Origin of the sequence: Campylobacter hominis ATCC BAA-381, from assembly GCF_000017585.1 — a bacterium.
Lineage (GTDB): Bacteria > Campylobacterota > Campylobacteria > Campylobacterales > Campylobacteraceae > Campylobacter_B > Campylobacter_B hominis.
Genome location: NC_009714.1, coordinates 1,504,251 through 1,516,613, shown reverse-complemented (window position 1 = coordinate 1,516,613; position 12,363 = coordinate 1,504,251). Strand labels below are relative to the sequence as shown.

19 protein-coding genes and 6 tRNA genes are annotated in these 12,363 nt (G+C 25.9%); 7 read left to right on the top strand and 18 right to left on the bottom strand.

The features are described from left to right. The first annotated feature begins 38 nt into the window (after positions 1-38). The 6 genes from CHAB381_RS07430 to CHAB381_RS07400 all read left to right on the top strand — a co-directional run bounded on the left by CHAB381_RS07430 (position 39) and on the right by CHAB381_RS07400 (position 1,310). A tRNA-Val gene (locus CHAB381_RS07430) sits at positions 39-114 on the top strand. Positions 115-130: 16 nt separating this feature from the next. After that, positions 131-207: transfer RNA gene (locus CHAB381_RS07425), tRNA-Asp, on the top strand. Positions 208-274: 67 nt separating this feature from the next. Then, a tRNA-Lys gene (locus tag CHAB381_RS07420) sits at positions 275-347 on the top strand. 50 nt (positions 348-397) lie between these two features. Then, positions 398-488 (top strand) — tRNA-Ser (locus tag CHAB381_RS07415). Between the two features lie 638 nt (positions 489-1,126). After that, positions 1,127-1,202 (top strand) — tRNA-Phe (locus tag CHAB381_RS07405). Positions 1,203-1,238: 36 nt separating this feature from the next. Then, positions 1,239-1,310 (top strand) — tRNA-Glu (locus CHAB381_RS07400). Between the two features lie 378 nt (positions 1,311-1,688). On the opposite strand, the gene CHAB381_RS07395 is transcribed toward CHAB381_RS07400, so the two are convergent. The 5 genes from CHAB381_RS07395 to CHAB381_RS07375 all read right to left on the bottom strand — a co-directional run bounded on the left by CHAB381_RS07395 (position 1,689) and on the right by CHAB381_RS07375 (position 3,844). Continuing rightward, a complete protein-coding gene (locus CHAB381_RS07395) occupies positions 1,689-2,246 on the bottom strand; it encodes a putative peptidoglycan-binding domain-containing protein (RefSeq protein ID WP_012109419.1) in 558 nt (185 codons plus the stop codon). Beyond that, a complete protein-coding gene (locus CHAB381_RS07390) occupies positions 2,243-2,455 on the bottom strand; it encodes a hypothetical protein (RefSeq protein ID WP_012109418.1) in 213 nt (70 codons plus the stop codon). Before CHAB381_RS07390 ends, CHAB381_RS07395 begins: the two co-directional genes overlap by 4 nt. A 2-nt stretch (positions 2,456-2,457) precedes the next feature. Next, positions 2,458-2,802, bottom strand: a complete 345-nt coding sequence (locus tag CHAB381_RS07385) for a hypothetical protein (RefSeq protein WP_012109417.1) — start codon at positions 2,800-2,802, stop codon at positions 2,458-2,460. 10 nt (positions 2,803-2,812) lie between these two features. Beyond that, on the bottom strand, positions 2,813-3,160 hold the full coding sequence (locus CHAB381_RS07380; RefSeq protein ID WP_012109416.1) for a hypothetical protein: 348 nt from the start codon (positions 3,158-3,160) through the stop codon (positions 2,813-2,815). 465 nt (positions 3,161-3,625) lie between these two features. Further along, a complete protein-coding gene (locus tag CHAB381_RS07375; protein WP_012109415.1) occupies positions 3,626-3,844 on the bottom strand; it encodes a helix-turn-helix domain-containing protein in 219 nt (72 codons plus the stop codon). A gap of 180 nt (positions 3,845-4,024) precedes the next feature. Between CHAB381_RS07375 and CHAB381_RS07370 the strand changes: the two genes are divergently transcribed. Continuing rightward, the gene (locus CHAB381_RS07370; RefSeq protein WP_012109414.1) at positions 4,025-4,312 is read left to right on the top strand and encodes a hypothetical protein; all 288 of its coding nucleotides are present in this window, start codon (positions 4,025-4,027) and stop codon (positions 4,310-4,312) included. A gap of 335 nt (positions 4,313-4,647) precedes the next feature. Here CHAB381_RS07370 and CHAB381_RS07365 read toward each other — a convergent pair whose 3' ends face one another. The 13 genes from CHAB381_RS07365 to CHAB381_RS07315 form a co-directional block, all read right to left on the bottom strand. After that, positions 4,648-5,004 carry a hypothetical protein gene (locus CHAB381_RS07365; RefSeq protein ID WP_041570534.1) on the bottom strand — a complete coding sequence of 119 codons (357 nt, stop codon included), beginning with the start codon at positions 5,002-5,004 and terminating at the stop codon, positions 4,648-4,650. After that, positions 4,991-5,719 carry a hypothetical protein gene (locus tag CHAB381_RS07360; RefSeq protein WP_012109412.1) on the bottom strand — a complete coding sequence of 243 codons (729 nt, stop codon included), beginning with the start codon at positions 5,717-5,719 and terminating at the stop codon, positions 4,991-4,993. Before CHAB381_RS07360 ends, CHAB381_RS07365 begins: the two co-directional genes overlap by 14 nt. After that, the gene (locus tag CHAB381_RS07355) at positions 5,719-6,018 is read right to left on the bottom strand and encodes a hypothetical protein (RefSeq protein ID WP_012109411.1); all 300 of its coding nucleotides are present in this window, start codon (positions 6,016-6,018) and stop codon (positions 5,719-5,721) included. Before CHAB381_RS07355 ends, CHAB381_RS07360 begins: the two co-directional genes overlap by 1 nt. Positions 6,019-6,020: 2 nt before the next feature. Next, positions 6,021-6,773: a hypothetical protein gene (locus tag CHAB381_RS07350; RefSeq protein ID WP_012109410.1), complete on the bottom strand. Its 753-nt coding sequence runs from the start codon at positions 6,771-6,773 to the stop codon at positions 6,021-6,023. Continuing rightward, positions 6,770-6,913: a hypothetical protein gene (locus CHAB381_RS08790; protein WP_012109409.1), complete on the bottom strand. Its 144-nt coding sequence runs from the start codon at positions 6,911-6,913 to the stop codon at positions 6,770-6,772. Before CHAB381_RS08790 ends, CHAB381_RS07350 begins: the two co-directional genes overlap by 4 nt. A gap of 43 nt (positions 6,914-6,956) precedes the next feature. Continuing rightward, positions 6,957-7,103: a hypothetical protein gene (locus tag CHAB381_RS08785; protein ID WP_012109408.1), complete on the bottom strand. Its 147-nt coding sequence runs from the start codon at positions 7,101-7,103 to the stop codon at positions 6,957-6,959. Positions 7,104-7,112: 9 nt separating this feature from the next. Beyond that, positions 7,113-8,174: a hypothetical protein gene (locus CHAB381_RS07345; RefSeq protein ID WP_012109407.1), complete on the bottom strand. Its 1,062-nt coding sequence runs from the start codon at positions 8,172-8,174 to the stop codon at positions 7,113-7,115. Between the two features lie 3 nt (positions 8,175-8,177). Then, positions 8,178-8,813: a hypothetical protein gene (locus CHAB381_RS07340; protein ID WP_012109406.1), complete on the bottom strand. Its 636-nt coding sequence runs from the start codon at positions 8,811-8,813 to the stop codon at positions 8,178-8,180. A 14-nt stretch (positions 8,814-8,827) separates the two neighbouring features. Next, complete coding sequence (locus CHAB381_RS07335; RefSeq protein WP_012109405.1) at positions 8,828-9,148, bottom strand: hypothetical protein; 321 nt, start codon at positions 9,146-9,148, stop codon at positions 8,828-8,830. Between the two features lie 60 nt (positions 9,149-9,208). Beyond that, on the bottom strand, positions 9,209-10,630 hold the full coding sequence (locus tag CHAB381_RS07330) for a hypothetical protein (RefSeq protein WP_012109404.1): 1,422 nt from the start codon (positions 10,628-10,630) through the stop codon (positions 9,209-9,211). 116 nt (positions 10,631-10,746) lie between these two features. Next, entirely contained in the window at positions 10,747-11,178 is a 432-nt protein-coding gene (locus tag CHAB381_RS07325; RefSeq protein WP_012109403.1) for a hypothetical protein, read from the bottom strand. Next, a complete protein-coding gene (locus tag CHAB381_RS07320) occupies positions 11,175-11,369 on the bottom strand; it encodes a hypothetical protein (RefSeq protein WP_012109402.1) in 195 nt (64 codons plus the stop codon). The genes CHAB381_RS07325 and CHAB381_RS07320 overlap by 4 nt, the downstream gene beginning before the upstream one ends. Beyond that, positions 11,350-12,300, bottom strand: a complete 951-nt coding sequence (locus tag CHAB381_RS07315; protein ID WP_012109401.1) for an IS110 family transposase — start codon at positions 12,298-12,300, stop codon at positions 11,350-11,352. Before CHAB381_RS07315 ends, CHAB381_RS07320 begins: the two co-directional genes overlap by 20 nt. Positions 12,301-12,363 lie beyond the last annotated feature (63 nt).

The window sequence follows — 12,363 nt, the reverse complement described above, 5'->3', positions numbered from 1 at the left end:
TTATCAAAAATGTATAATTCCAGTTCCTGCAAAAATTTGGTCGCTTAGCTCAGTTGGTAGAGCGCCACCCTTACAAGGTGGATGTCAAAAGTTCGAGTCTTTTAGCGACCACCACTTTTGCAAATGGTATGCGACGGTAGTTCAGCTGGTTAGAATGCCGCCCTGTCACGGCGGAGGTCACGAGTTCGAGCCTCGTTCGTCGCGCCACTTTATGTATTTCGCATTTTTATATTGCGAATTTTTAGTGCTTTGCACTTACATACTATTTTTACGTGTCTTGCTAGCTCAGTAGGTAGAGCATCTCCCTTTTAAGGAGGGGGTCGTTGGTTCGAATCCAACGCAGGACACATTTTATTCTTTAAACTATATTTTATTGATAAAATAAAAATCATTTCTTGGACAGATGGGTGAGTGGCCGAAACCACACCCCTGCTAAGGGTGCAGCTCTCAATCAGGGCTCGAGGGTTCAAATCCCTCTCTGTCCGCCAGATGTTTGAAAATCTATATAAATCTTTATTGAAGTTTGTTAAGATAATCTCTGTAAAATCGGCTTTTAGTGTTAAAGTTATGTAGTTTATTTTTTATTATTCTTTTTTTAAAAACAGCAAACAATAAAATTATTTATTATAAAATAAACTGCAATCAATATGTTAACAATAAAAAATTACAAAAAATGGTATTGAAAAGTATTATAAGAAAAATTAATAAAAATATTGAAAATAGCCGCTTTATCAAAACTATAAAAAGCCAAGTCAGGCAAATATAACTCAGCAGTTCAAAAGGTTCTAACTAATTTTTTATTAAATCGGCACTTTGTTATACACATAAATTTAGTTTTGATGATACCATTAATAAAAATATTTTAGTATTTTATAGTTTTATACCGCATTTTAAAACAATAAATTTTTACGTCGTGTAATTGTTCTATTTATTTAAAATCCACATAAATCTTTGTAAATTAAAATCACACGAAATCCGTCTTTGATGTTAAAATTTTTTAAATAACATATAAAATTCATTTATTTTAGATTAAAAGATATTTAAGCGCTAATTTTATTTTTTAAAAATTTAATATTTTATAAATATTTAAGCAATTAAAATGTATAATTACAGTTCTTTTTTTGATGGTTAGATAGCTCAGTCGGTAGAGCAGTAGACTGAAAATCTGCGTGTCGGCAGTTCAATTCTGCCTCTGACCACCATTTTATGCTAATTTTTTATTAGCAATTTTATATTTTGGCCCCTTCGTCTAACGGTTAGGACATCGCCCTTTCACGGCGGTAACATGAGTTCAAATCTCGTAGGGGTCATTTTATAATCTGCATAATTTTTCTCTTTTTATTTGAATAATTTAATTACAATCCGTAAAAGTTTAATTATCTACAAACATATAAATTATACGGCAAAATCTAAAGCAATATTTGTCAGTAAAATATGCAAAAATTAAAAAATATCAAATTTTACATAAAAAATTAATTATTGTTTTGATAACTTTTATGCTGCAAATATTTTTTTAAATAAAATAAAAAATATTTAATTATAACCATTGTAAATTTGTATGAATTTTCATCTCTAAAACCTTTATATACAGTGATTTACTCTAATAATTACATCAACATTTTACACAAATAGATTTTAAGATAAAAGTCAATAAATAAAAATAAAATAATAGAACAAATTATAAGATTTTAACTTAAATAAATGCGATTTATCCAACCTTTAAGATAATTTTTCAAATTCTTCATTATTCTTACTAAATTTTCGTAAAATTTTAATTCTTTATATTTAAATTTTATAATAAATTCATTTGGATTATAACTATTTAAAGCATTTAACGTAATATTTCCAAATATTCCGTCAATTTTTAAATTTAAAAATTGCTGTAAAATTTTAATTGATTTTTTTAATCCTACATTTACAGCAAAAATAAATAAAATATTCGCAACTTCCTGATTTTTAATTTCACTACCTTTAATTTTATCCCAAAATTCTTTTTTATAAAAATCTTTTACTAATTTTGTTAAATCATTATTATTATATAAAATTTCACTTGATTTTTTAAAATTATAATTATTTGATTTTAAAATTTTATCTACAACTTGCCAACCTTGCCAATTCGGATTAGCTAAACGATAAATTCCATAATATGTTATATCTTTTTCAATTTTATTTTTATGTAAAACATTTAATGCGTTTGAAAACTCTAAAAAACAAAGTCTGATAAAAGCAATTTCAAAATCACTCATTTTTTAAACCACCTATCCAAAATTACATCTAATTGACCTGAAATTTTAAAAATCAAATCAAAATTTTTTTTTGAATATTTTTCAAATTCTTCAAGTCTTTTTATTCGCTGATCTATAGAATTAAGCCTTAATGTAATATAATAATTAAAAGATGTAAAAATTAAAGCAAGAGCCGTAGCCCCTGCTTCAAAATATGAAATAAATTCCACTGTTAAGCACCAATTTTAATCTGATTCATAGAAATAATATATACTTCATCGAATTTAACCTGATTAAACGTCTTATTCAAAACAGCAGCACGAATTTCATCTTCATTAAGATTACTTTTTGCATAAAATGAAAAAGTAGCTTTTCTACCGTCATTAGATTTGCCTGTAAGCGTAACCTTATTAACCAAAGTTTCAACAGGATTGCCTGATTTTGCAACATTTTCAAAAATTTCAAACGTTCCGTCTAAAAAATTTTCACAAAAACCTTTAGCAGTAGCTGAATCAGCTGAAACTAAAAAACCGAAAGTTCTATCACCGATAACATTTCTAACCAAACATTTTGCCATTTCTTACTCCTTACGCGTCAAATTTCATAGTGCAATAACCCGCTTTAACGGTGCTATCGTAACCTGCATCAAATGTTCCGACTATTCCTGCAATTATCTCATTATAATGAGCTGAAACTTTAACATGAGGAATATTCAAATAACAACTAATTCTACCTGTAGGTGTTTTTGCACCAACAATAAAAGATTTACGATTTAAGGGATTTGGAATAGTAGGCATAGCAGTGCCACCATTACCCTTAGATTCATAACTCTCAACTTCTCCTGCAAGAACAGCCTGTAAAGCAGTCATATCCGCAGAACTTCCAGAAGCCGCAATAGTTAAAGGCATTAAGCCATTAATTTTTTGTTTTAACATTTCTCTATCCTTTAGATGTGTATTTGTTAATTAACAATAAAATGAATAATAATAAAAAAACAAAAATTAAAAAAATTAAAAAAAGAAAAAAGACGCGTAGCACCCGCAGAGCGGTTGCAAACGCGTGGTAGAAAAAAAGAAAAAATTGTAAAAAAAGGAAACGGAAAATTGAAACATCTCGCGTAATTCAGCGATAGGAATGGCATTGCCGTGGCTTATTTCGCACACCACATTTTTTCGCGAAAAAAGTAAGGAATAAAAAAAACTTTAATCAATCGCGAAAAAATGGTGCGAAATCCTTACGCACAAAGAAACAAATAATTTAAAGATTTAGAACGCATTTAAACAAACGGCGAAAAAAGTTTATAGCAATGGAAAAGTAAAGATTTAGTAAGAATTAAAGTTATAGGTTAAAAAAACTCTTTTAAAAATATAGTAATTTTAAAGAAATACATTTTTTCTTTGTTATTTGCTTATTTTTTCTATTTCCAAAATCCTATCTTTTATATCTTCGTAAATTTTAGATTTTATATAATTTTTTAATAAAAAATCAATATATGGCGGATAAGGTGTCCTGGAACCCCAAGCATTTACAGTTGGATATGGAATGCCTGAAATTTCCGAAAGTTCTTTTTTATTTATACCAGCTTTTTTTAAAAGCGCCTGAAATTCCTGTTTATTCATATAATATCCTTTTTTTTAATATAATTATATCATATTTTTCTTAAAAAAATAGCATAAAAATAAAAAAAATTAAATAAAAATAGCATAATAATACTTTATTTAAGATATAATTAAGTATTGTTATGCTATAATTAACTCATAAAAAATAGCAAAAAGCTATAAAAAACAAAGGAGAAAAAAATGAAAATTTTTAAAGGAACAGTTGAAGATTTCAATAATTTTATAGAAGATATAGAATGTGAAATTCCAAATCCAGAAAATGATTTATACACAACGGATTATGAAACAAAAGCATGGCACAGTGGATATTTCTTTGAAATATTAAGCGAAAGCAGTGAGCCTTTTAGTAGAGGAATAGAAATATGGGTAAGTGAAGACGCAAGAAATTTATATGATGACACCAAAATAAAATACGGAATATATTATTATAATGAAAAATATGAAAAATTTTTAAAAAAATGGCTTTAAATAAAAAAGACTAGTTAAATAAATTAACTAGCCTTAACAAATTTTGTATTCGTGAAGTGCTATAAACTTCACATTTATAATTATAGCAAAAATTTAAGCAAAAAAAAAAGAGAGCCATAAAAGCTCTCTTAATTACAACCATCGGAGGCGAACCCCCGAATTTTGTTATAGCAAAAAATGCTTAAGCACTTGAAATTTTTTTTTCACAAATAAATTTCAATACAATCGGTAAAAAGCTGTTAGCTTTTTACACTTTGTTATAGCAATCTTTTGTCGCAATTATATCATCAAAAACTTAAAATTATATTAAATAAAAAATAAAAAGCTATATTAAATTATTTCATAAATAATCTGCATTTTATAGATTCAATATTTAAACCGCCAACTTCAAGATGTGATTTTATAAGAGAATAAATTTTATCTTCATTAAGAGTTGTTTTTACGTTATGAAGTAAAATCTGCTTTGTAACATCATTATTATTACTTGCAAATGCTTTAAACTGCTTAAAATAATTAAAATCATCTACAGGCGGAAGCCCTAAATCATCTTCGAAATGAACTTCATAAATACACGTTGTTTTAGCTGTAGAAACAGCACTCAAAAAAGCTTGTAAATCTGCTAATGATTTAGCCTCCAATGTAGAAGTTATAGTCCTATTTCCTTGTTTTTGTGTAATCTTATATAACGGCATCGCTACAACAACCTTTATTAAAATATAAATTAGTAGAAGAATCACGTGCAAAATGATTTAAATAAAAACCATCAGAAAAACGAGAAAAAACAGAAAAAGGAACATCACCAATACTTCTAAATTTATAATTAAAAAATTCAATAAAAAAATTTAAAACATCTAAATTAGAACTATCAAATTTAGGAAAAAAATCATTATTAAAATACTGAATAAAATCATTAAAATTTAAAAAATTCTTATCAACAAAAGTCCAAACATCAAAAAAATGAGAAAACGAAAATTTAAAAGATTTATTAGAAAAATTATTAGAAAAATAAGAAATAAAAGGTTGTAAAAAAACTTCATTATAAGTTTTTACAATAAAATCATATTTATCTTTTAAATCATTAACAGAAATAACAGATTTTTCTAATAAAGATAAATTACCTAAAGAATTTCTTTCAAAAAAAAGAAAAGTAATCTTATAATTATCAAAAGACGAATAATAACCAATATATGGAACAACTATAAAAAAATTATAATAAGAAGTAGGAGCAAAAGGAAAAACAAATTTATAAAAACCAGATTCAATAACAAAAAAATCACCATAATGAGAATCAGGTTTAAAATCAATAAAATTAGCAAAATAATCTTTAGTATCATAACCAAAAGATAAACAAGGAAGATCAAAAAAAAGATGAACTTTTCCACAACAATGAATAAATAAAGGTAACATTATTCACCACCAATAGGAGAATTTCCGTTTATAGATTTACAAAGAGATTCAAGACACTTCAAAACATCTTTTAAATCTTTTTTCATCTCTTCACGATCTAATCTTTCCATTTCTCTTTCAGCTTTTTCGGCAGCTTCTTTAGTAGCGTCATCATCACCAGCGCCACCACCATTTAACAATTTATCATTTAAAACCTGCAAAATAGAACTTAATTTAACAGAAATAGAGCCTGTATTTTCTTTTATAGCATTTAAAACGGATAATTCAGTATTAAAAGCTTCTTGACAATTAAGAGCCATTTTTAAATACCTCTCTTAACTTTATTATGCATATAACCAAGTCCGTTAAGCATTGTTAAAAATTCTTCAGTCAAACCGACAATATTACCTTTATCATCAGTCACATACATAAAATTTGCAACTTTATTTAAATTTTCTATAGTTAAATCTCTATTACCTGTAATTCTTTTCAACATTTCCAAGTCAGCAGGAGTAAATTTTTTAGTAAAAAGTTTAAAAAGAAGCGTTTCATTGATACTTTGCGCTTTTGCTCTTGCAATATTAAGTTTATGGTCTTCGCTTTGAATAATTTGTCCTTGTTTAAGAACAGAGGGAAGAACTAACCCAAAATTTGAATTTGAATTCGAATTTTTAGAAGCATAAAAAGCACCTGTTTGAACCGCTAAACGCCCCGCATTTATATAATCGCTTTTATAATCATTAAAAAAATTTAAAACATTTTTTAATTTTCTACCTTTAAAACGACCGAATTTAGAAGCAATAGAAGCACCCAAAAAAGTAATAACAGAACCAAGAACAGAAAAAACAATATTAATAATTTTTTGAATCCATTCTTCCTGCTTTTGAATATATAAAAATAAAGCTGAACTAACCATAATAGTAAGACTTGACTGAATAGCCTGTTTTACCATATCATTATCCATATCGATAGCATTATTAAGCCTACTTAAAACTTCATTATAAGCTACATTATAAGTCAAATCTTCAAAAAATTCATTTACACCATTTGTGCCAATTCGTCCTAATTCACTCATTTTTGAATTTCCTGTGTAGATGGAATAAATTCTTTATCAACAGATGAACCCAAATCAAATGTAAAAATAGATAATAAAGCAAAACACATAAAAACAAAAACTAATAAAGCAAAAATTTTAAAAATTTTTTCAAAATTCATAATTAAACCCCAAATTCTTTATAAACAAAATGAAATAATTTACTCATTTTTTATAACTCACATTCAAATCAAAATATTCTTTAGTAACATCTGTAGCATTAGGTAAATTTAAAAAACTATAAATAAACCAAAACATAAGTAAAACAAATAAAATACATCCAATAAATTCAAAATTTAAAAATTTTTTCATAATAAAACCCTACAAATTAAAAAATTCTTTAGTAACATCTGTAGCCATACCAAGTTTATTTATTTCAAGCAACTTTCTTAAATCCAAACCATTATCAAAATCCAAATCTTCAACATCTAAAGAATTTTCATCAGCATAAGTTTTGGCTAGTGCAACATCTTTCATAACTTTAACATCACGCGGCGAAGCTTTTACCATACTTACACCGCCAATATCTCTTACTTCCTGCGCCGTTTTATCAAACGTAAGCTTTTCAATCTCAAGATCAGATTTTTCACTCTCTTTAGCATTTCTATCAAGCATAGATTTATTTAATTCATCACTAAATTTAACACTCACAGGATTTGAAATATCCAAACGTGCAGTCAAATCATTTTCAACCTTTACAGGACGATTTGCAAGAGAATTAACACTATCTACAAATTTATCAACAGCAGAAACAAAATGCGAAAAATCAACATTCACATCAACGCTACTATTACCGCTTGAACCACCGCTATTATTTACAGAAACATTAAAAGCGGAATTAGGAACATTTAAAACAACAGGCTCCATAAGCCGTAAAGGTCTATCAGTCGCCAAACCGTGAATAAAAGAATTTAAAAAATTTTCAAACATAACACTGAAAACTTTTAAAAATTGTGATAAATCACTAGAATTTGTATTGGTAGGAGCAGTAGAACGAGATTTTGAAATACAACTCAATAAACTAAATAAAATAGCATTTTGAGAAGTTAAAACATCAACCAAAGAAGAAGCAGGTTTAGGATCAGGAAAATCAATTCCACCACTTTTTTGACCCGTAGAACCTGTAGAAATTGAAGTATTACCACCCCAACCCTTTGAATTTCCAATAATTGAACCTATAGAATCACCAAATATCCCACCAAGCCAAGAACCGGGGAAAAAAGGAAAATCATGCTCAAGTCCTACATCTTCAGCCTTAATATCAATAACATCACCACCACCAACAGCCTTTTTATTTGCTAAAGGAGTATTTTTAGGAACAGATACAGCAGAACCCGTAGTTTTAGGTTTAGTAATAATTTTACCTACACCGCCCCAACCCATTTTTTATTCTCCAGAACTTTTTTTATTTTCAGAACCAGTATCAGCTATATTATCTTTTTTTTCAGTCCATTCAAACACAAACATAGACGGCAAAATTATAACATTTTCATCATCATTTTGCAATCTATAACAGATCATATATTTATTAAGTTCATTAAGCATTAAAAAAGATGATAAAACTTTCAATTTAGCTTTAAAAATATCACTTGTAACAAAATCACCATCTTTGAAACTACCATAAGCACCATTTAAAGACGGAAAACTCTCAAATACATTACTAACATCAAAAGTAGGCTTAATATTTGAAATTTTAAGATCTAAATTATCTATTTTTTGATTTATTGAATTTTGCAAACTTGAAAAATCCATATTTTGAAATTTTTCATCAAAATGATTTCGCAAATCATTAAAATCAGAACTATAATCAGGTATAAAAGGAAAATTGAAAAAATTATTATCCCTACCGTTAATAAGAAAATAAAATAAATTCATAAAACATTTTTGAATATATTCAATCACTTCTTTATTAGAATATTCTTTATCTTCAACAGGATTAACTTTAAATAATTCATTCGAATTAAAACCCGAAGTATTTAAAAAATTATTACAAAAATTATAAAAATTATCCATAGATGACATAATAAAAACCTTTTTTAAGAAATAAGCTTATAAAACTTATCTAAAGAACTATCAATAGACTTCAAATTAACAATAACATCATCAAAAGCCTTATAATCAACTTTTTCATTATTCTTAATCTGCTCTCGCAACTTTTCTAAAAATATAATAGAAGCCGAAAGTCCAAAAACAACATCTTTTGCAACCTTGTCATCAGTTTTTACCAAATTATCCAAAACTTCGCTTGCAAGCACAACAGGAACTGAAACTTTAGAACCGAAAACACTAGCCAAAGGTCTAAAAATATTTAAAACATTTGAAACCTTATTTAAAGATTTTTCTATCTTTTCATCCATAAATTTATCCTTTTTAAAAATTTCAAAAAAATTATATGAAAATTTTAAAAATTACAAAAATCACTTTTTTAACTTATAAAAATTCAAAGCTTTTTTAACAATGTTTTTATCCTTATTATCGGATAAATCATCAAGTAAAATAAAAAAATCCTTTAAATTATTTTCAAAAACATTTTGTAATTTCAAATTCTCAAACTCTGAAATTTCGTAATTTTTTTCATTATCCGCAAAACGCGAAGCAAGTTTTAAAAGTCCATAATCATGTAAAGTCATATCATCATTTTTTAAATCATTTAAAACTTCTTTTAAAACATCAAAAAAAGCGCCACGATAACCTAAATTACAATAAACCGAACTTACAAAAGATTTTAAGGCGATTTTACATTTTTCAATATTAACATCAAAAGGAATATCTCTTTTTTGTAAATTTTTCAAATCATCATTATGCCAAATTTCCAAAAATCGCCAAAAATTAAAACGTGTTTCATCTTTTAAACAACGCTCATAAATTTTTCGAATACTATCAGGCTTAACACTTTGCAACTGTATTTTTTTTAATTCAGTTTCATTTAAATCATACCAACGACAAATATTAAGACCCTGAGACCAAAAAGATGATAAATTATTAAAAACAAATTTTATCTCATCTTCACAATTAAAAGGAATCATTTTTTTTAATACTTCCCTAGTAAATTCACACTCATGCCTAAATACAAATTTATCTTTTTCAATATCAAAACCATTTATTTCCCACTTTTTAAAAATAATACGTGAATTATCTTTTTTCAATACCTCTTTTATCTTATCATATATTCTAAACATCATAGGAGCTTTACCGAAACTAATTCCCTCAAAACGATTAAAACGAATAAAATTAGAAACATCAATCTCACTTAAATTCGGAAAATCGATTTTTTTCTCATCTTCAATTAAGTAATCATCATAATTTAAAGAAAAATTTTTAACTTTTGAAAGAGATCTAAAATTAAAAATATCATTTGAAAAATAACGAATGCCTGTAATATCAGTAGCCAAATCAAGACGCAAAACATAAATTTTATAATTAAGCGAAGTATAAAAAATTCTATTAAGCAAAATTCTAACAAATGAAAAACATTTCAAATAACCAAATTTTAATAAAAATTCACTTCTAAACTGAATCTTTATGTGATATTGTTTCTTTGTTTCAAATTTTGCATTTGAAACACTTACAAATATATCATTATTTTTAAATAAATAAGAATAGCCTTGAACGCCTTTACTTGAAATTAAAAAATTACCAAGTTTTAAATCTAAATCATCTTTTACAAATTTTTCACCATAAGTATTAATAGATTTAGCTTTATTTTTTAAATCGGATAATTTAAATTTTAAATATTTAAATCTAGCATTATAAACTTTAGATTCAATGCATTTTATACCAAGAACTAAAGTATCTATACCTTGATTTACAATTTTAATTTTTTCTTTATCGTAAAGCATTTTTTTTATTTAAAAATAATGAATAAAAATAAAATTTAAATAACCGCCGAAATTTATCAGTGTCACGGTTAAGGGTATTGATAAATAGGGCGGCAACAAAGTAAAAAAAGCCCTTATTATTGGGCTTTAACATCATTTTTCAAATCAGCTTGAATTTGAAGTTGCGTGACAAGATAATCTCTTTCATCTACAAATTTTTCAAACTTTACAACAGGGGTTGAATTATAAGCATCTTTAAATAAAACATAATCTATATAACCACTAGCTATATAAACAACATCGGGCTTTAAAATAGTAAAATTTTCCTGCGAAATTCTGCAAGAATGACGAGAACCGTTAGATAAACAAACAAAAGTAAGCATATAGGAATTATCCCACTTTTGAACTACACCAAATTCATCAACAACAGTATTACCGTCTTTATCGAGTTTAACTTTTCCTTCAATTTCTTTCAATTCAACAACTTTAATTTTTTGTTTAAAAACATCATTATTGCCGTGAATCAAATCATATATTTTCATATAAGAACTAAAATCAACATTATTCATTTTTTATCCTTTTTTAATAAATCTTCATATAAATAATAAGAATTAACATAGTAATTCAACAAACTAGCCGAAATATCCAAATCGCTTAAAATATCTTTTTTAACTTTTTTATAAATACCTCCTTTAATTTTTATTTTTTTTAATAAATAAACATAAATTTCAATTTCTTTTTTAGTTAATACTTTTTTCATTTTTAAAATATATTTTTAAATACCTAATAATCGCACACATTACAGCAACTAATGCAACTTTTTTACACTTTCCATTATTTATCAAATTTTCATATTTAGTCTTTAAAATAGGATTAAAACGAGAACAACTTAAAGCATTTAAAAATAAAACTCTTCTAATGTTAGATGAACCGATTTTATTTATTTTATGAGATTTCCTAACACTTGAACCGCTTTCATAAACTCTAGGGGATAAACCTAAAAAACTGATAAGTTGCTTTGAAGTTTTATCTCTATTAAAATGCAAAATAGGAAATAAAACTAAAGCCAAATCAATACCGATACCTTTACTTTCAGCTAAAATTTCATCACTATTTGGAACTAAACTTTTTAAAATACGATAATTTATATCACGTAATTTTTTCTTAATATTTTCGATAGTTTTTTGTAATATTGAAATATTTAAATTTATAGCTTCATCACAAACAAATTTTTGAGAAGCTTTAAAATTTTTAATTTGAGTTGAAATTTTAGTTAAAAGTAAAAGAGTAGATGAATAACTTTTTAAAAGATTATACTCTTTACTGAATTTGTCAGGGAATAAATCTATTGAAAAATTTTTCGCATAAATAGCAAGTCCCAAAGCGTCCTTAATATCGTTTTTAATATGACTTAAATGTCTTAAATAAAAACTTGTTTTTGCAGGATTTAAAACATTGTATTTAATTTTTAAAGATGTTAAAGCCTTTTGAAGTAAAATATGATAATTATTTGTATATTCAAAACAAACAACTAATTCATCACTTTTAAAACTTTCAAAATATGCTTTTATGATATTTTCTTTATTTGGAAGTGTTTCAAATTTAGGCTTTGAATCGGATTTTTCACCTAAAAAGCAAATGTCTAATTTATCTTTTGAAACATCAATACCTACAAAATAAAACTTACTCATTTTTAACTCCTAAAAAAATAATTTTTTCGGTTAAAAGTCTTTTCTTGTATTCAGGGTAAATTT

Bases quoted from the DNA above. Each gene is read 5' to 3' on its own strand.
- CHAB381_RS07325 (WP_012109403.1), bottom strand. From the start codon at position 11,178: ATGAATAATGTTGATTTTAGTTCTTATATGAAAATATATGATTTGATT.
- CHAB381_RS07365 (WP_041570534.1), bottom strand. From the start codon at position 5,004: ATGCCGTTATATAAGATTACACAAAAACAAGGAAATAGGACTATAACT.
- CHAB381_RS07340 (WP_012109406.1), bottom strand. From the start codon at position 8,813: ATGTCATCTATGGATAATTTTTATAATTTTTGTAATAATTTTTTAAAT.
- CHAB381_RS07395 (WP_012109419.1), bottom strand. From the start codon at position 2,246: ATGAGTGATTTTGAAATTGCTTTTATCAGACTTTGTTTTTTAGAGTTT.
- CHAB381_RS07345 (WP_012109407.1), bottom strand. From the start codon at position 8,174: ATGGGTTGGGGCGGTGTAGGTAAAATTATTACTAAACCTAAAACTACG.
- CHAB381_RS08790 (WP_012109409.1), bottom strand. From the start codon at position 6,913: ATGAATTTTGAAAAAATTTTTAAAATTTTTGCTTTATTAGTTTTTGTT.
- CHAB381_RS07315 (WP_012109401.1), bottom strand. From the start codon at position 12,300: ATGAGTAAGTTTTATTTTGTAGGTATTGATGTTTCAAAAGATAAATTA.
- CHAB381_RS07355 (WP_012109411.1), bottom strand. From the start codon at position 6,018: ATGGCTCTTAATTGTCAAGAAGCTTTTAATACTGAATTATCCGTTTTA.
- CHAB381_RS08785 (WP_012109408.1), bottom strand. From the start codon at position 7,103: ATGAAAAAATTTTTAAATTTTGAATTTATTGGATGTATTTTATTTGTT.
- CHAB381_RS07370 (WP_012109414.1), top strand. From the start codon at position 4,025: ATGAAAATTTTTAAAGGAACAGTTGAAGATTTCAATAATTTTATAGAA.
- CHAB381_RS07385 (WP_012109417.1), bottom strand. From the start codon at position 2,802: ATGGCAAAATGTTTGGTTAGAAATGTTATCGGTGATAGAACTTTCGGT.
- CHAB381_RS07360 (WP_012109412.1), bottom strand. From the start codon at position 5,719: ATGTTACCTTTATTTATTCATTGTTGTGGAAAAGTTCATCTTTTTTTT.
- CHAB381_RS07335 (WP_012109405.1), bottom strand. From the start codon at position 9,148: ATGGATGAAAAGATAGAAAAATCTTTAAATAAGGTTTCAAATGTTTTA.
- CHAB381_RS07380 (WP_012109416.1), bottom strand. From the start codon at position 3,160: ATGTTAAAACAAAAAATTAATGGCTTAATGCCTTTAACTATTGCGGCT.
- CHAB381_RS07375 (WP_012109415.1), bottom strand. From the start codon at position 3,844: ATGAATAAACAGGAATTTCAGGCGCTTTTAAAAAAAGCTGGTATAAAT.
- CHAB381_RS07330 (WP_012109404.1), bottom strand. From the start codon at position 10,630: ATGCTTTACGATAAAGAAAAAATTAAAATTGTAAATCAAGGTATAGAT.
- CHAB381_RS07320 (WP_012109402.1), bottom strand. From the start codon at position 11,369: ATGAAAAAAGTATTAACTAAAAAAGAAATTGAAATTTATGTTTATTTA.
- CHAB381_RS07350 (WP_012109410.1), bottom strand. From the start codon at position 6,773: ATGAGTGAATTAGGACGAATTGGCACAAATGGTGTAAATGAATTTTTT.